The following is a 17,455-nucleotide window of genomic DNA, read 5'->3' on the forward strand; positions in this document are numbered from 1 at the left end:
TATTTATTAATGTTTTTTTTTTAGAAAACCATTCTTAAGCCTAAAGTAAACCCTTTAGCTACAGGGTATGACAAATAATCAATTCCCGGACTACCTGCTCCTTGAGAGTTCACTTCAGGATCTAACCAAGAATAATTTGTTATAGTAACAAGGTTTTGACCACTAATATAGACTTGTGCTTTTTCCATAAAATCATAATCAAGTGGAATAGAATAAGCTAACTCAATGTTTTTAAGACGTATATATGATCCATCTTCTATCCATCGGTCTGAAACATATGCAGAGGTACTTCTGCTTACTAGAGGATATTTAGCATCTGTATTTGTAGGGCTCCAATTATCTTGATAGACTTCGCGCAATGTGTTTAACCCCTGTCCGTAATCCATGGTTACAGGAATAGCACTTACATTAAAAATATCGTTTCCTTCCGATCCTTGAATAAAAAATGATAAATTGAAATTCTTATAACTCATTTCTGAATTGATACCGTAGATAAAATCAGCATTAGGATCCCCAATATATGTTTTATCTTCTGCTGAAATTACCCCATCCTCATTTAAATCTACAATATTAATCTGACCTTCATCGGTATAACCATCTTCTAAATACCCCCAAAACTGTCCTATGGGTCTTCCCTCTCTCAGTATGGAAACATTATCTTGAACAGCCAATAATGAAATATTTGAAGTTAAAATATCCTCACCTCCGTTAAGTTTAATAACCTTATTTCGGTTTGCTGAAATATTTGCAGCAAGGTTCCATTTAAAATCACCTCTAAATATATCTCCACTTATACCTAATTCGATCCCCTTATTCTCAACCTCGCCTATATTTCTTATTGATGAAAGATACCCTGTAGAACTTGGTAGTCTAACTGTGTTTAAAAGGTCTTCAGTATTTTTTACGTAATAATCTAAGGTTAAAGACAATCTGTTATTAAAGAACCCAGCATCCACTCCCACATTCAATTGCTCTGTCGTTTCCCATTTTAAATCATTAGGCAGTCTAGAACCTGGCGCCAATGTATTGTATAATTCGTCATCAAAAACTGTATATCCTGAAGACAATATGTTTAACGTTGTATACGGACTTATGGCTTGGCTACCTACTAAGCCCCAACTGCCACGAAATTTTAGTTCTGAAAAAATATTTAAATTATCTATAAAGCTTTCTTCGCTTGCTTTCCAAGCTAATGCTGCTGAAGGAAAATTACCCCATTTTTCACCTTCACTATATCTTGAAGATCCATCACTTCTCATACTTAAGGTTAACAAATAGCGATCATTAAAACTATAGTTTATGCGACCGAGATAGGACATTAATGAAGAATCTGAATATCCTGTTGATGGAATACCAGGATTTTCGGCACTTTGTAATTGATTAGACTCAAAAACATCACTTATAAAACCTAAACCACTTCCTGCTAAATTAGTGTTTTTGAAATTTTGATAGGTGATACCTGCTAGAGCAGTGAAGGCATGTTTATCATTAAATGTTTTTTGATACGTTATTGTATTCTCACTTAATAAACTTCGTTGTTGATTTGTTGAAACACTTGCAGATCCATCAGAATTAAAAAAATTACGCGTAGTATACCCATCTGCTCTATCATCTCTATTTTCTATACCCCCTGAAATTTTAAGTGTTAATTCGGGTGTCGGATTATAAACAAAAGCCAAGTTACTCAATACAACATTGGCTTGTATCCTATAACTATTCTCGTTAATAAAGTTAATTGGATTAACAATATCCGGAGCTATGAAAGGATATTGAGTAGATAACACGCGGTAAGTTCCATCATCGTTATATGGCGTTGATATAGGCGCTGCAGAAATAGAGGCACCAATAAGTGAACCGCCTCGACTGCCACCACTGCTATCTTTTCTTCTGGTGTCTAAATACGATAGTGAGTTAGACCAATCTATCTTTACTTTATCATTTAGTCTATGTGTTAAATTGAGGCGTACAGAATATCTTTTATAATCACTTCCTTTTATAATACCTTCATTATTAAAAATACTACCTCCCATAGAGAACTGGGTTCTTTCATCACCACCACTTAGATTAACTGAATTTGTTTGAATATTACCTTCCCGATAAACAAAATCTTGCCAATCAAATCCCTCTCCAAATCCAGCAACTTCTTGTGACGTAAAGTAAGGATCTAAACCATCATTTTGTGCTTGTAAATTCATAAAATCCGCATATTCGGTACCATTAAGCAAATCTAATTTTGACGATCGCTGCTGTATAGAATAACTACTTTCTATTTCTACTTTAGTTGCACCATCTCTTCCCTTTTTAGTAGTAATTAGTACAACTCCATTCGCACCTCGCGAACCATAAATGGCGGTTGCTGAAGCATCTTTAAGAACCTCAATACTTTCTATGTCTGAATTATTTAAGTTTGTAGGACTTCCAGAAAAAGGAAAACCATCTATAACATATAAAGGGTCATTATTTCCTTGAATTGAATTAGATCCCCTAATCCTTACACTGAATCCAGCACCTGGGGCTCCTGTGTTTTGTGACACCTGAACACCTGCTGCTCTACCTTGCAATGATTGCATAACAGATCCTGAAGGAAAGGCATTGACTTCTTTAGAACTAACCTGCGATACAGCACCGGTTAAATCACTTTTCTTTACGCTTCCATAACCGACGATTAAAACATCCTCAAGCGCTGTATCTGCATTCTCTAATGTTATATCTAAGGTTTCTTGTCCGTTAACAGGAATTTCTTGTGTTGTAAAACCAATAAATGATATTACAATTGTGGCGTTACGATCTATTAAATCGATTGTGAATTGTCCATCAATATCTGTCTGAACACCATTTTTGGTACCTTTTTCTATAATATTTGCTCCAGGCAGCGGCATACCATCAGCTCCCTTAATAATTCCAGTAACATTTAATTCTTGGCCAAACACAGTAGATATGCCTCCAAAAAGAAATGAATTCACTATAATAAATGATAATATAAATTTATTCATAAAAAAAGATTAAATTATTATAAGTTAGTATTTCACTACATACGTGACAAGTACTTAAAAAAGATCTTTATAAATATGTTAAAAATTTAAATGGCGCGAAGCTGTGGAAGTTTTATCTAAATGACTATTTGTTTGTCTAGCAGTTGTATTTGTTCCGTTAGCACGGTTTTTGGATACGTTCAAGTAATCAACGTTCACCTGCACTCAAGACTTATGTTGATGCGCTTGCGGTTAACATTTACTCTTGCATAAATTTGTGCTTCATTATTTTCTGCACGTTTAACTTTTATCCAGAATAGGATTGAAAATATGTCTGAAAATTTTGTAACGATATGCCTTTAAAATTTAGGACAAAAGCCAAACAAACTATGTTTCAGCGTTTTAAAGGCAATCGGTCAACATGTTGACCACGGCTATTTTTTGTTGACCGCGAAGTCGTCAACAGATATGAAATGATATCAAATACTATTACCCCTAAAAACGACAAAAGCTTGCAAAATCATAGATTTTACAAGCTTTTGATAAGGAATGTGATTCCTTTTAGTGACCTCGACTGGATTCAAACCCAGTCCGTAATTCTTTAGTACTAGTGACTTTCTAAGCTTTTAAATATAGATACTAACCGAATTGCTACCATTTACATTAAATGCCTCTATAGTCATTTAGCTTGTCTAAGACATTATAAATTTACAAAAATCAAAGATTCAAACCTATATAAATCGTATCAAATACTATGAAATATAATACCGTTTTATACCCGTTAGGGTATGATACCATTGTGTTTTTATTTAATTATACCTGTAAGGGTATAATTAAATAGTCTCTAGGTATTGATTTACTATTTCTTCTTTAATACCGCTGTATTCTGCGAATTCTTCTGCCGTGATAAATTGATATGACTTTTTACCAAAGTGGGTTTTAATTTCATTTAAGAGCTTACGACCGTAGCGTTCACTTCTTCCCGTGATACGCTGAATGTCTTTTGGATATATGCAAGCTCTTACTATTCTCATTTTATACTCTACCTATACTTTGTCTATACCTCATCACGGGATCGTCTATGTGTATTGTAATGGCATAAAACGAATCCATCGGAATGGATGTCCATGTGTTTTTGATTTCTTTTATAAATCTACAGTCTTTTGCTTCATAATCAAAATTTTAGAGCATTATGGCTAGACAAACAGGTATTATCAAATTAAAAGGAACTATCGGTGATATTTCCTTCTACAAAAGCGCAGATGGGCACCTTGCGCGCTATAAAGGTGGTGTCGATAAGAATCGTATTGCAAATGATCCAGCGTTTCAGAGAACTCGTGAGAATGGTTCTGAATTTGGACGTGCAGGCAAAGGTGGCAAAGTTATCAGAAATGCTATTCGGGTGCTTTTGCAGAATGCGAAAGACAGCAGAGTTGTGAGTCGTTTGACAAAAAGCTTAGTTGCCATCACTAAAACGGATGCAGTTAACGAACGTGGACTAAGAACCATTGAAGATGGTGATATGAACACTTTGCTAGGCTTTGAGTTTAATGTTAATGGAAAATTAGGTGCGACGCTTTTCGCTCCCTATGTCACCACCTATGATCGTGCCACTGGTGAGGTGAATGTAGACCTTGTTGCATTTGCACCAACGGTGCGAATTACTGCCCCAAGTGGTACTACACATTACAAGTTAGTTATGGGTGCAGCAGAACTTGATTTTGCTAATGAAGCTTCTGTATTTGAAAGTTCAGAAACAGCTATTCTTCCCTATGATGGTGTAGATACGGCTGCTATGAACCTTACTGTGACTTTGACCGCAGCATCCGTACTTCCTGTGATTCAGGTTGTGGGTATTGCGTTTTACCAAGAGGTGAACGGACAAATGTATCCGTTAAAAAACGGTGCTTATAACGCCTTATCTGTGGCACAAATTGACACTTTGTAATGACTGTGTTGCTCCAGAGAACCTATTATGAAGCGGGTACGCCAAGTGCCCTCTTCTGTAATGGTCAATTTTTAGGCTTTGCTATTGAATTGCCTTGGAAGGCTAATCAACGACATATCTCGTGTATTCCTGAAGGTGTATATCCACTAAAAGCGCGGTATTCCGAAAAATTTGGGCCTCATTTACAAGTGCTTGATGTACCAGATCGTAGCTTGATATTACTACATCCTGCAAATGATGCGCAGCGTGAGCTTCGTGGTTGTATTGCTCCTGTTACGCAGTTAACAGGTCTTGGAAAAGGGATTCATTCAAAAGCATGCCTTCAAAAATTAGTATCACTATGCTATCAAGCCTTCGACAGAAACGAAAATGTATTATTAACTATTAAATCTTAAACCATGACTATTTTAGATCGTTATAAAACAACAACGCCAAAGTTCTTCAGAACTTTAAGAAATATCGGTATCGCCTTAGCCACTGCTGGCGGTGCTATTATTGCAGCACCAATTTCATTACCGGCATTAGTGGTGACGGTAGCCACTTATATGACTGTAGCTGGGACTGTTGCTACCGCAGTGAGTCAGGCTGTGATTATGGATGATGATGATGATGCTACTGATGCTGCGACTGAACCTCCGAAGTCTCCGACAACAAAAAAACCTAACACGGATCCAAAAGATTCTACATCAAGTTCCGGATAAAATGACCCAAAATGTGACCCCTATTCGTTTTTCAATTCTTGGTGGCACGGTTTCCTCTGTGTGGTTTCAAATCACATCTGAAGACCTCCTCAAAACTGCTGTTATGGCTGCTTTTGGTGCTATCGTCAGTTATTTCGTTTCACTACTGATTAAACGCATACATCACTTTTTTCTGAAACGAAAGAATAATAAAAAAGAGCTTCACTAGAGGCTCTTTTTGGTTAACGCAATCATTCAACTATCCTACAAAACCCTTCCCTATTATTTTTAACGAAAAACAAAAAAAGATAACTATCTCATTGGTGGTGTGGGGATGCTGTCAAGCTTTTTGGACCAAATAATACGCCTAGTTTTAGGTTTAAAAAAATGATCTGCTTTTTTCGGCGGATTATTTTTTTCAAAACCTTTGGCTTGAGCTTTATAGCATTTTAGTGGTGGCCGATGGGAACCAACTATATTTGTGTTCTTTTTTTTAAACCAATAACTGAACACAACCAACAAACAAACCAACGACATGATTCATCCAAATATTTTCTAATTGTGCGCCAAGTTATTTGGCTATTCAATCTTTAAAAAAATATTGAGATATTGTGCTTCTATCTCTGCAACTTCTTCTTTTTTTAATTCTGTAAATTCTTTTTCCAAAGCTCTTTTTGATAAAGTACCATTATTCTGTTCTAAAAACCGAACCATTAATGCTACTAATTTGTCTGGCATTTCAAAATGATTATCTAAATACCTTTTAAATTCATCATATTTTTGCAAATAACTTACTTCTTCTGGAATCACCCTTTTTAAAGTATCCGCTACGCAATCATATAAAAACTCAGCTTGTTTGGTTGCATCAAAATAACGATAAAAATCAATAGTATTATTTGTTACTTCTATATTATTAGTTTCTGTTCGACTCCATGTTATATAATCTAATAACGGGTGGGAATAAGATTCTAAAACAGCTTTATAATCCTCTATATGATCTAAAATTGAGGAAGAAACAGGAAAAATAACCCCTTGTTGTGTTAATTTCTTTTTTGCCAAAATATGGTGTATAATATAACGATGTAAACGCCCATTACCATCTACAAAAGGATGTATAAATACAAAACCAAATGCTATGGTTGCAGCCGCTAAAACAGCATCGTAACTTTTATCCTGCACTACTACATTTGTTGCCATTAAACCCTTTAGTAATTGTTCTATGTCATTTTGTTTTGCAGAAATATGATCTGGTATTGGTTCTCCTGTACTTCTATCATGCTGCCCTACAAAACCCCCTTCGTTACGTAAACCCATGGTTAAAAATCTAGTATTTTCAATAACTATTTGCTGTAAACGTTCTAACTCTTCAATACTTAAAGGTTTATCTCCAGCTTGCCCAATTGCTTTCCCCCAGCGCATAGCCCTGTTATTTCCAGGGTTTTCACCTTCAATAGTAAAAGACGCTTTAGAATCTTTTAATAGTAAAAACGAAGATGCACGTTGTAATACATCTTTATGAATACCCTGCAAGAACCTATTTTTTTGATCGGATAAATTGGCATTGATATATTTTTCTAATTTTTCAGTTTTAAAAATTAACGGACAAAAATCTACGGTACCTGGAAGATTATTAATTATTTTTTGTCTTACAGCTTCTTGTCCTTTTATTACATATTGCATTTTAGCGTCTAACAACGGAATATATTTACGTTTTTTTAAATCGACATCTACATGAATCTGTTCTTGCTGAAGCCACTCATACAAAAACCAAATTTTACGACTATATTGACCACTAGGCTCTATATGTAATATATCTTGTACTTTATCTTTAGTTATTGCATTAAATAATGATTTAAAGACTAATAAATTTATGCCTTCATATTTAATAGCAAACACCAACTGTTTGTATAATGTTTCTTCTGGTTGGTAGGACGCAGGAAACACTTTCCATTTGCCGTTACTATATTTTTTGCTTTTGTCAGCTATTAATGCTAATGTGTTTGGAAATGGTATTGGTAACCTTAAACCTTCTATGATAGCACCGTACCCCACTATTTTCCCTTTTTCAGGTATGGTTTTTCCTTGAAATATAGATGTTACTACTAATGATGTTACTATTTCCATGTTTTAATTTCTTTGAATACTACTCAAAGATAACCAAAAACACGCGCGCTATTCATAAAAAATGAGCGCAAAATTGAAATCGAAAATAAAAACGAGCGCAAATTAAAATTTAAAAACGAGCGCAATTACAAAAAAATAAGCGCAAAACTCATTTAACAGAAAAAATAAGCGCAAAAAAATACGCTTTTTACGGCGTATTATTTTTTTCAAAACCTTTGGCTTGCGCTTTATAGCATTTTAGTGATGGTCGATGGAAGCCCACTCTATTTGTGGTATTTTTTCATTATATTTAGATATTAACAATAACAACATTTATTATGGCAAAGTTTGAAGTGTATCAAGATTCTAAGAAGCACTATAGGTTTCGTTTGAAAGCCGGCAATGGACAAATCATACTCGCAAGTGAAGGTTATACCGCTAAATCTGGGTGTCTAAATGGTATTGCATCTGTTAAGACTAACTCACAAGATGATGGTCAATTTGATAGAAAAACATCAAGCAACGGGAAGCCTTATTTTAATTTAAAAGCATCAAACGGTCAAATTATTGGAACTAGTGAAATGTATGAAAGCCTATCAGGAATGGAAAATGGTATTCAATCCGTTAAAACTAATGCTCCTAAAGCACCGATTGAGGACGTTTAACGTTTATTAAAATCTATTAAAGTCATTTTTTAGCAGGTAATCTAAAAGGCGCGAGCCGACTGCGAGATGAGCAAGGGTGGTGTGGTGAATAGCCCGTTGCATTTTTCTGCAAAAGGGCGCAGCACAGCAACGGTTTACCGCAAGGGTGGCGCAGTTTTTTGATTTGTTGTATGGTGACTTACTGTTTATTCGCTTCGGTAAGTGTAGTGCCAATTTGAAGTTTTTGACGGTAGGAAAAAGCGAGGGTTGGTACTACTCTTACTTGCCAGGACAGCAGCTGTACCATTTTTTCTATGGTTCTGCTGCCGTCCGTTATTGAGATCCTTTAGGTTTATTGTTTCGGTTTCAAAAAATGTGACACCCGTAGACCCACAGCTTTAACTCTTTTAAATCTTAACGTTTTATGGCCCTTTAATTATCCGTAAAAAGCTACTATTGAGCACCTCTTTACTGTGGGTTTTGCCCGCAGCGACCCGCAGGCTCGCGAAATATTAAATAGCGGTTGTACCTTAATTTTTAGAACTTGCGCTTTGCGCAAAACCGCTTTGGATTTTAAGGTACAAGAGTAGCTATGGTTGAGGAATAGTGTAGTGTGTGGCATAGTACAAATACATAGTGCTGCGAGGACGTGTCGCCGCAGTAGTGCTATTTATGGTTTGGGCAAGGGGTTGGTTTGAGCGGTTACTTATGTGGTTTGCGAATTATGAATAAGATACCCACTTTCGTGGGTACTGTGCCTTGCCCAGATGTACTATATAACAAAATGAAACGCCTGACGAACACCTTATTACCTGCCTACCTTGATTTTGATGTTAGTGGTTGTGTTTCATAGGACCGCGTACTTCTATGAGTCCTACTTATGTTTTATTTCCTTTAATTTGTCCCCAGATTGTCTTTAATCAAAGATCAACGTCTCTACTTCATTTAACCTTTTAAGTGGCTTCAACCTATTAATTCTAATAATCTTATAATTTTTGCCCCCATCCTTTTATCTAAGTCTCCATTATCATTAAGAACAGAAACGAATCCCATCTTACATTGGTGCTCCATTTCTTTAGGCCCCTCCTTTATATGGCTTGAATAATCATCCGTTAAATAGGATTTAAACTTATTCTCTGCATCATCTCCAGGATATAAAAGCATTGCTTTTTCGGCATCCCAAAAACGACAATAGGTGTACATTTGTCGTAAATCACTTACCGAAGCAGATTTTTTCTGTGGTCGTTTCCATTTGGTGTCAATGATCAATGTCTTTGTTCCTTGACGTAATACAATATCTGGCTTAAGGCTATTACTCCCCCAAAATGATTTTGATTCTTGCCCTGAAACTTCGATACCTGTTCCTTCACAAGCTTTTACAATCTGCTTTAAAACATAAGTCTCCCAAAGGTCATTCATATTAAATAAAAGTGACACCATCTTTTCTTTACCACTTGAAATGTCTGGGGAATAGTTTAAAATAATCAATCGTGCTAATTCTAAAGCGTCCTTATAGCTATTGGACTTCCTATCTAATTTGATGTTTTTAATTTGCTGTGCGGTGATTGTTTTCTTATCTACTGTTGGAAAATTTAATAAGATCCTACTGCTTAAATTACTGAGTCGTGTTCCCTTTGTAAATTGTTCTACAATTGTTAAAGCTTTGAATAAAACCTGATGTAATACATGATTGGTATCATAAACTTGATGCGTGGTATAGAAACGTTCTTTATGTACTGCATTTTTACGGACATGTCCTGCAAATTCTAATTTCCCCTTTAAGGCTTTTGTATTATGGGTTTGCTTTCTGTAGTTTTTAATGACTCCTTTTCTCACTAAGCCTTCTACCTCCAGTAAAAATAATTCGAAATAGACCTCTAATAAATTAAGATGTTGTCTTTTAACGTTTGCTGCGCCAGATGATTCTGCTTTCAATTTTCCACAAGCCGTTAGCATATTTAACAACACGCCTTGCCACTTACTATCTGCATCATCTTTATCTGCTTTTGGATGAATTTCAATAGTTAAACCATCCACTTGAATTACACCGACATATTGATTAAACTTAATGCCTTTGGCTATGGGTTCAAAATAATTACCATCGTGATATTCGTTAAGTTTGAGCAACGCCTCTAAATGTGTTTGCTTAAAATTATGTTGCCCAACATAAAGTCTTTGGTGCTCAAAAACAGAAATTGATTTATGTATTTTCAAGACTTAACTTTCTTTATTTTCGAATAATTGATTCATCGCCTCAATAACATTAGTCGCTTTTATTGGTTTTAATATAAACGTAGGGGTTATAAATTCGTCTTTGCCTTCATATTTAAAACTAGAAAACTTTAAGTCTTTATTCGTTTTTCGTTCTACAAACCCATTACCCAATACTAGACCTATTTTACCATAATCGCCATAAAAATACTCTTGTAGTAAGGGTATTATTTTATTTGTAAATGCCTTGGCTAGTTGCTTTGCTGTTTCTACTCCAACAAAATAAGAATGTCCAATTGCATGCTCTCTATCAATCAATAATTCTATACGTTCATTAATGGTTTTTAAAACGTTTGAAAGCCTTATGCCCTCTACCTCCGCATTTGCTATAACAGTATAATCTGGCATCATTTCTTTAAACTCAAAACGACGACGTAAGGCGGTATCTAAAGCCTCTACGGAACGGTCTGCGGTGTTCATGGTGCCATAAATATCTAGATTAGAAGGCACACTGAATTCCTTTTTAGAGTACGGCAGTTTAATACGCAATTCATTTTTAGCCCCTGTTCGTTTATCGACTTCAATAAGCGTGATGAGTTCTCCAAAGATGGCGGACACATTACCACGATTAATTTCATCAATGAAAATAGCGTACCTGTTATTAGGATCGCCAGAAGCCTCTTTACAAATCTCTTTAAATACACCATCTTCAATTTTATAACCTAAATCTTCCGCCACTGCTTCATTTTCTGGCATTATAGGTTTTATACCCTCTATAAAATCCTCATAACTAAATGATTGATGAAAGGTCACAAATGTAAAACGTTCAATAACCTTATTAGCATCTGGCACAAAATCCTCTACCTTTTTAACAAGATCGTATAATTCAGGTATCTGGTTTTCAACCTCTTCCTCAATGATTTCCCATGTCGAATTTTTAGTTTTATTAAAAATCAAAGGCTGTTGTTTCGATTTCACCCTTACATTATCACACGATTCTACAGTATGACTTTGTAATTGCCCCCAAAGTGTTGGCTTAATAGTCTTTGAATTAGACAACTCGGCTTTTTTCTTAACCCATTTATGATTAAAAATATCATTGACTTTAGATTCACCAAGTTGTAATAATGCTACCGCTATAACTTCCCACCATGAACATTCTTTTACCACTGATTCAAAATGTTTTTCGGACGTAATAGAAGTTTCTTTTGTTGTATATAATGGAAAGTAATCTTGTTTTAACGCATAGGTTTTACCTGTACCTGGTGGGCCGTATAAGATTTGATTGATAGCAACACTATTATTAACATCTAAGATATCTATATCTCCTTTCATAATACCCATTAGATTTTCATAATAAAACGCGTACTCTGAACTTTTAGATTTATACTGTGTAAAATCTGTAAGTGTCTTTAAAACTAAACTAAAATGTGTTTGCCAATTCCCTTTTAGTTTCCAATCTATTGTTCTACAATGTTTATAGTCTTCTCGTTTCTCATCAAAATAATAATCGGACGTCACCTCTCCATAACCCAATAGCTCAGCACTTCCTCTTTTTACGATAACAACATCTCCAATCTGAATTTCATTACAGAACTCATCATTAGCTGTTACATCATTCCTTTTGTCTCCTTCTCCTCCATAATTTTCCTTTAAGGCATCAAACACATCATCCTTGCTCTCGTATTGTAACAAATCTCCTAATTTATCCCAACCAATAGCCATGATCCCTTCCTCGTAAAACGCATCCCAATGCTCTGCATTTCTGCCTGGTGTGTAAAGCCAATACTTCGGACTTTCCTTAGTACTACCCAAGACCTGGTCTTTATATTTCACAAAACGTTTGTTCAACTTATCCTGCATTGCATTGAATTCTCCTAACTCAATTGAATGTGCCGTTAGCTCTGAGTTATTCTTTTTTTCTTCTTCTATAGCTTTATTCACAATTGGAATTATGAGTTCCAAATCCTTTTCAATATCCAAAAGCATCGTCGGTAAATCTGTATAACTTTCAGAGTGCTGTTTAGTAATATAAGAAAACATTTTTTTCTTATTAGCCCCCTCCTTTTTTAATCCAAGATTATTTTTAATTAACTTTTCAGAATTTCGGACAATATTTAAAACAGATTGGTTTTGATTATCTTGAGGGGTATTAGTCTGAGTAAATTCAAATCTATAAGTAAATAAATCCCCATTAGTACCAAATCTTAAATTGATAGAATCAGTTGACGAGCCAGGGTAAGACACAGGCAATGTCCAAAATGTCGTGGCAAAATAATTTGATTTCTCTGTGCCTATAAAGTAATCAAGCTCTGTGCCTTTAGACGCATTTTGTCTTACCGAAAATGTAAAATCCTTAGTAGCGTCATGCTTTTGCATCAACCAATTATATACTTGTTTTTCGTAGTCTCTATAATTAATCATTTTATTTTTTAGTTTAATTAGTCACAAACATTGAGGTAATCTTTTTCTATTTTAAGCTTGTAATATAGGTTGAGCCATACACGTTTTACCATGAGAAGGCGCACCTGTTTTGTGACAATAATTCTCTGGATAGTCATAGTTTTTATAATACGCCCAAGATCTAAATGCATTATATGAATAAGGGCGTTCTGGATCAAAAGGAATTTCTTCACCTGTTCTCATACTATAAGGTCATGTAGATGGCTCTTTTCGTATTTCTAATAATGTTATCAATAGCGTTGTTAATCTCATCTCCTGTTAAAAAGGTACTCATAATAGATTAATACTTTAATTTGGTTTTTAATTTATATTATAATAATTATCCTTAAAAAATTGTGTTTTAAAGGTTGTAAATCATTATTCATTAGAAAGGGCTGACTGTACCGATGATAACTCTCTACAAAAGCTTGTGTTTGTTTAGCAACAGTTTCTACCATAGCTTCAAAATAAGCCGCATTAGTACTTAATTTTTCTAAAGTATTGGTGCTAGATAAACTTAAGGGCTTATTTTCTACTGTCATTTATACCTCCCAGGATACTAGACAATAAAACTTGTATATCTTCAATGGACTTGTTCATTGATTGGGCTAATATTACTTCTGGGTTTTCTGCCTTATCTTTTTTAGCAATACCTTTATTAAGTATTTCTAAAATACTGTTTTTTAATGTGTCATTTTGGTTTATAATTTGTTTCATTTTTCTACCAATAATTCTAGCAGCTACAATTTGTGTATCAAAATTATCATCGTCAAATAAATCTAAATGATTTTCGTATGCCTCATCTTCATACAAAGTCCAAGCGTGGTGTAATAAAAACGAAATATCTTCAAGATCTTTTACTCTTAAATCTGGTTTATCTGTCCAAGACATTAACTTCAATATTATAATACCTTCTATTGGTGATACTGGTAAAGTGTAGTTTCCTTCCTTAATTGTTACCGATTCTATATGTTCACCAACCTCTGAAAAACCCAATACCGATAATGTGATATCTCTATCTATAAAATTTACGGTAAACTCTTGCTCTATTTCTCCATAAGGCATTAAATCTAAAACTGTATTAGTTTCGTTATAAACTAATCTGTAACCTTCTTTTGTGGTTTTAAAACCGTTATCACATAATTCTGTAAAAATAGATTGATACATATCTATATCTGGAACCATGATAGCAAAATCAATATCTGCTGTACCTCGACTTGGTTTTATACCTTGCTTATATAATTGTACGTCTCTTGCATTAGCACCTATTAAATAATAATTAATACCGTATTTAGCAAAAACGGCTTCTAATATTGCATACACTTTTGCATGATGTGCAAATGAGTATTGCTTATAAGTTTGGTTGGATGTGCTCATTGTAAAGTATTTGGGCTGTTTCTAAATTTCTACTGTTTCCGCTGTAAATTAATTGTGCATATATAATTAATGGATTTACAGTATAGTTACTAGATAAGACACGTTCTATTGGATTACTTTCTAGCCAAAAAGGTCTATATATACTTATTTCACCATGGGGATCTGGTAATAGTTTTAAGTCTTTAATAATGTTTTGTTTTGACAACGGTGTAAACATTGAAAACTTTTCTGGATTCAAATACTCTGTAAGCAATGCTGCAGCTGGTTCACCACTCCACAGTACATTGGGAATCATCAGTTGATTTTTCCAATTATCCCTATTCGTTTTAGAAAATGTAAAAGTGCCTATTTTATGTGCTGGTAATATTTTTTCGTTAAGAATTACAATCCATTTTTCTAATAAAGCTTCTTTATTTACCAACTGGTATTTTTGTTGGTTATTCCATTTTACACTGTATCCTGCATCAAACAATCCTTTTAAAAACTTACTAACGCTACCTAAAGACACATCGCTTATGTGCGCTAAATGGCGTTGCGTTTCATTAATTAACTCTGGGTTTTTAAGTAAGTTAAACAGTATTTGTCCTCCAGATTGCGTAAATATATTAGAGTATTCGCTGTTATATGGTTTTGCGTTGCCTTGTTCTACATAGATTTTTAGATGTTTTAAATCTATGTAAGCGTTTCCAAAACTGTCTATGTAATTGATGCCTTTTTCTTTTAGAAGTTGTTTTGCTTTAGGCGTAATATATTTTGAAGCTATTAGTAAAGGTAAAGCTTGTCTCCTGTGTTTTTCAAAATTTGAAATATTTTGAGGACGAACTTCGTTTTTGGTTTCTACAAACACGGCTTCATTGTTTAGTGAGTAAATACGGTCTCCTGTTTCTTCTTCATTTTTTTGCCATAGAACTTCCACCTCAAAATTTAAGGTTTCAAAAAACTCTTGTATAAATAAAAAATCTAACATATTGTTCAAGTTTTAATAATGTTCATGTAACATGAACAAGTAAATATAATGAACAAATACTAATTACCAAATATTTAACTTATAAATGTTCATCTTACATGAACTAACATAAACACTAAAAATCGTATATTATATACTGAACTATAGCGGTACTTTGTTTCAAAATAAACTATCGTTCTTCGGTACATCTCGTTTTGCATCTTCTACCATGTACGTGGCATTACAATTAGGGCAAGACAAATAATACTCATAATAAAACGCTTTGTTTGGTTTTATCTTGCGTTTTTTAGGTGTTTTTTTCACTGTAGGTGTGTTACACTTGCGGCATAAATCACCTTCTTTCTCTATTTTTTTCTCTTGGTAATCGTCAATATGTTCTAGGTGATCCATATACCCTTCATCCTTAATTTTATCCTCTGAGTTTATACCTAAATTTGCCAAATAATCACAACGTTCATTTTCTATATGACCCGCATGTCCTTTTACCCAATAAAATGTAACCTCATGTATTTTTATCACAGCCAATAATCGGCTCCATAAATCCTTATTAAGGACTAGATTACCTTTCTTTTTAATCCAATTATTTTGTTCCCAATTTACTACCCAGCCTTTTTCAATACCATCAACCACATACTTAGAATCTGAATAAACAGTTACCTTAGCCTTAGTCTTTATTTTTTCTAAACCAAAGATCACCGCCATTAACTCCATGCGGTTATTAGTAGTAAGCTCGTAACCTCCAAAAAATTCCTTTTGCCTACCTTTATATTTTAGTATGGTGCCAAAACCTCCTTTGCCAGGATTGGGTTCAGCGCCACCATCCGTAAACAAGTCTATGTCTGGTATCGCTTTAGTTTCCATTAGTATTTATTTAATTCAAATTCGACATCTGTATTTAATGGTTTTATTATTTACATTAATCTTGATTAACTAATACCATTATATAATTACAACTCCCCCTTAAAAGCCTGACCTAACAATCTGCTTTTTAAAGCTTCTAAATTCTAATTCTTCATAGCACTCAAAAAATTGATTAGCATTTGCTACAAAATTTTTTAGTTCTTTTATTTTATATAGTGGTTTGTCTATCTCTCCACTGCGATAAGCTAGATCCTTACTATGTGCTACCCAATTTCTAACCTGCTTAACAGCTTCTATATTTTCCTTAAATTTATCTGACACTAACTTTTTTGAAGCAGCAAAAAGCAGTAAGTCATTTAAATAAAAGCTTTGAAATTCAACTAAATCTTTTCGTTTTTTAATGAGTTGCTCTCGCTTCTCATTATTACTTGGCATACATTGGTTATATCTGTTTTCCCAAAATTTGTTGGTGCTTGCTTTTTCTTGCATCCAATTCAATAATGAATTATTAGTTTCTCCTACATCAATCAAATACTCTCTTAACATGCGTTCAATATTGTAACTAGCTTTGTAAAACTCTATGTTTAGAAAATCATTGTTATAATCTACAATGTGTACAGCACCTTTAATAACATCATCCTCGATCACAAACATGACTTCATCATGATCACCATTTTCAAATTTACTTATGGTATTTTCATCAAATAGTCTGTCAAAAGGATGACATATAAGGTCATCTGTTAATGGCACCTTTGTAAATTTATCTTGATTTAGTTTATAAATGGTTTTTCTATCTGCATCTGGCAAATGAGATATTCCATTCTTTTCACAAAACTCAATTAACCTTTGCTCTTTTCCCTTATCATAAAAGATAAGATCTTTAACATATATGTTTGAAATCGTTGCGTATTTCACAGATTCTATCATAAATAATACTTTTTACAACTCCCCCTTAAAAGCTTGATCTAACAAACTACTCTTTAAAGCTTTTAAATGATTTAGTTTTTGGGTTTGGGTTTTGATTAAGTTTTCAAAATGATCAAATAATTTATCGAATTTTAAAATCATTTTATTTTGATGTTCTAAACTCACTTTTGGTACTAATGTATAAAAGTCAAACTAAGGGGTAGTCCATAAGGGAACACTAAAAATAAGAAAAGCTTCCATTTTTCAAAGTGAAACATCACATCCTTTTTGATAGGAAATTTAGAGTCACTACAAGCACACTACTTCATACCTCTATAGGTATT

Annotated in this window: 15 protein-coding genes; 4 read left to right on the forward strand and 11 right to left on the reverse strand. The window is 34.0% G+C overall.

Annotated elements, in window-relative coordinates; genetic code table 11:
• Positions 1-20 precede the first annotated feature (20 nt).
• Together HM985_RS00425 and HM985_RS00430 are read right to left on the reverse strand one after the other, a co-directional pair.
• A complete protein-coding gene (locus HM985_RS00425; protein ID WP_179374340.1) occupies positions 21-2,993 on the reverse strand; it encodes a SusC/RagA family TonB-linked outer membrane protein in 2,973 nt (990 codons plus the stop codon).
• An 812-nt stretch (positions 2,994-3,805) separates the two neighbouring features.
• The gene (locus HM985_RS00430; RefSeq protein WP_179374341.1) at positions 3,806-4,006 is read right to left on the reverse strand and encodes a hypothetical protein; all 201 of its coding nucleotides are present in this window, start codon (positions 4,004-4,006) and stop codon (positions 3,806-3,808) included.
• Between the two features lie 158 nt (positions 4,007-4,164).
• On the opposite strand from HM985_RS00430, the gene HM985_RS00435 reads away from it, so the two are divergent.
• From HM985_RS00435 to HM985_RS00445, 3 genes are read left to right on the forward strand one after another with little or no spacing between them, the layout of a single operon-like run.
• Entirely contained in the window at positions 4,165-4,920 is a 756-nt protein-coding gene (locus tag HM985_RS00435) for a hypothetical protein (RefSeq protein ID WP_179374342.1), read from the forward strand.
• The gene (locus HM985_RS00440; RefSeq protein WP_179374343.1) at positions 4,920-5,315 is read left to right on the forward strand and encodes a DUF5675 family protein; all 396 of its coding nucleotides are present in this window, start codon (positions 4,920-4,922) and stop codon (positions 5,313-5,315) included. Before HM985_RS00435 ends, HM985_RS00440 begins: the two co-directional genes overlap by 1 nt.
• A gap of 3 nt (positions 5,316-5,318) precedes the next feature.
• Complete coding sequence (locus HM985_RS00445; protein WP_179374344.1) at positions 5,319-5,621, forward strand: hypothetical protein; 303 nt, start codon at positions 5,319-5,321, stop codon at positions 5,619-5,621.
• A 558-nt stretch (positions 5,622-6,179) separates the two neighbouring features.
• Here HM985_RS00445 and HM985_RS00450 read toward each other — a convergent pair.
• Positions 6,180-7,724 carry a Fic family protein gene (locus tag HM985_RS00450; protein ID WP_179374345.1) on the reverse strand — a complete coding sequence of 515 codons (1,545 nt, stop codon included), beginning with the start codon at positions 7,722-7,724 and terminating at the stop codon, positions 6,180-6,182.
• 317 nt (positions 7,725-8,041) lie between these two features.
• Here HM985_RS00450 and HM985_RS00455 point away from each other — a divergent pair, with 317 nt between their 5' ends.
• Positions 8,042-8,368 (forward strand): YegP family protein, encoded by a 327-nt coding sequence (locus HM985_RS00455; RefSeq protein ID WP_179374346.1) that lies wholly within the window; start codon positions 8,042-8,044, stop codon positions 8,366-8,368.
• A gap of 942 nt (positions 8,369-9,310) precedes the next feature.
• Here HM985_RS00455 and HM985_RS00460 read toward each other — a convergent pair.
• The 8 genes from HM985_RS00460 to HM985_RS00495 all read right to left on the reverse strand — a co-directional run bounded on the left by HM985_RS00460 (position 9,311) and on the right by HM985_RS00495 (position 17,132).
• Positions 9,311-10,561: an McrC family protein gene (locus tag HM985_RS00460; RefSeq protein ID WP_179374347.1), complete on the reverse strand. Its 1,251-nt coding sequence runs from the start codon at positions 10,559-10,561 to the stop codon at positions 9,311-9,313.
• Between the two features lie 3 nt (positions 10,562-10,564).
• The gene (locus tag HM985_RS17160) at positions 10,565-12,982 is read right to left on the reverse strand and encodes an AAA family ATPase (RefSeq protein ID WP_218843350.1); all 2,418 of its coding nucleotides are present in this window, start codon (positions 12,980-12,982) and stop codon (positions 10,565-10,567) included.
• Between the two features lie 51 nt (positions 12,983-13,033).
• Positions 13,034-13,204, reverse strand: a complete 171-nt coding sequence (locus HM985_RS00470) for a hypothetical protein (RefSeq protein WP_179374348.1) — start codon at positions 13,202-13,204, stop codon at positions 13,034-13,036.
• Between the two features lie 122 nt (positions 13,205-13,326).
• Positions 13,327-13,542 (reverse strand): hypothetical protein, encoded by a 216-nt coding sequence (locus HM985_RS00475; protein ID WP_179374349.1) that lies wholly within the window; start codon positions 13,540-13,542, stop codon positions 13,327-13,329.
• Positions 13,526-14,377, reverse strand: coding sequence for a nucleotidyl transferase AbiEii/AbiGii toxin family protein (locus tag HM985_RS00480; protein ID WP_179374350.1), 852 nt, complete (start codon positions 14,375-14,377; stop codon positions 13,526-13,528). Before HM985_RS00480 ends, HM985_RS00475 begins: the two co-directional genes overlap by 17 nt.
• Positions 14,352-15,344, reverse strand: a complete 993-nt coding sequence (locus tag HM985_RS00485; RefSeq protein ID WP_179374351.1) for a type IV toxin-antitoxin system AbiEi family antitoxin — start codon at positions 15,342-15,344, stop codon at positions 14,352-14,354. Before HM985_RS00485 ends, HM985_RS00480 begins: the two co-directional genes overlap by 26 nt.
• Before the next feature lie 159 nt (positions 15,345-15,503).
• A complete protein-coding gene (rnhA, locus tag HM985_RS00490) occupies positions 15,504-16,205 on the reverse strand; it encodes a ribonuclease HI (RefSeq protein WP_179374352.1) in 702 nt (233 codons plus the stop codon).
• Positions 16,206-16,304: 99 nt separating this feature from the next.
• Positions 16,305-17,132 carry a hypothetical protein gene (locus HM985_RS00495; protein ID WP_179374353.1) on the reverse strand — a complete coding sequence of 276 codons (828 nt, stop codon included), beginning with the start codon at positions 17,130-17,132 and terminating at the stop codon, positions 16,305-16,307.
• Between the last annotated feature and the right edge of the window lie 323 nt (positions 17,133-17,455).

Origin of the sequence: Winogradskyella wichelsiae, from assembly GCF_013403925.1 — a bacterium.
In the GTDB taxonomy this organism is placed as follows: Bacteria; Bacteroidota; Bacteroidia; order Flavobacteriales; family Flavobacteriaceae; genus Winogradskyella; species Winogradskyella wichelsiae.

Bases quoted from the DNA above. Each gene is read 5' to 3' on its own strand.
- HM985_RS00425 (WP_179374340.1), bottom strand. From the start codon at position 2,993: ATGAATAAATTTATATTATCATTTATTATAGTGAATTCATTTCTTTTT.
- HM985_RS00430 (WP_179374341.1), bottom strand. From the start codon at position 4,006: ATGAGAATAGTAAGAGCTTGCATATATCCAAAAGACATTCAGCGTATC.
- HM985_RS00435 (WP_179374342.1), top strand. From the start codon at position 4,165: ATGGCTAGACAAACAGGTATTATCAAATTAAAAGGAACTATCGGTGAT.
- HM985_RS00440 (WP_179374343.1), top strand. From the start codon at position 4,920: ATGACTGTGTTGCTCCAGAGAACCTATTATGAAGCGGGTACGCCAAGT.
- HM985_RS00445 (WP_179374344.1), top strand. From the start codon at position 5,319: ATGACTATTTTAGATCGTTATAAAACAACAACGCCAAAGTTCTTCAGA.
- HM985_RS00450 (WP_179374345.1), bottom strand. From the start codon at position 7,724: ATGGAAATAGTAACATCATTAGTAGTAACATCTATATTTCAAGGAAAA.
- HM985_RS00455 (WP_179374346.1), top strand. From the start codon at position 8,042: ATGGCAAAGTTTGAAGTGTATCAAGATTCTAAGAAGCACTATAGGTTT.
- HM985_RS17160 (WP_218843350.1), bottom strand. From the start codon at position 12,982: ATGATTAATTATAGAGACTACGAAAAACAAGTATATAATTGGTTGATG.
- HM985_RS00470 (WP_179374348.1), bottom strand. From the start codon at position 13,204: ATGAGAACAGGTGAAGAAATTCCTTTTGATCCAGAACGCCCTTATTCA.
- HM985_RS00475 (WP_179374349.1), bottom strand. From the start codon at position 13,542: ATGACAGTAGAAAATAAGCCCTTAAGTTTATCTAGCACCAATACTTTA.
- HM985_RS00480 (WP_179374350.1), bottom strand. From the start codon at position 14,377: ATGAGCACATCCAACCAAACTTATAAGCAATACTCATTTGCACATCAT.
- HM985_RS00485 (WP_179374351.1), bottom strand. From the start codon at position 15,344: ATGTTAGATTTTTTATTTATACAAGAGTTTTTTGAAACCTTAAATTTT.
- rnhA (WP_179374352.1), bottom strand. From the start codon at position 16,205: ATGGAAACTAAAGCGATACCAGACATAGACTTGTTTACGGATGGTGGC.
- HM985_RS00495 (WP_179374353.1), bottom strand. From the start codon at position 17,132: ATGATAGAATCTGTGAAATACGCAACGATTTCAAACATATATGTTAAA.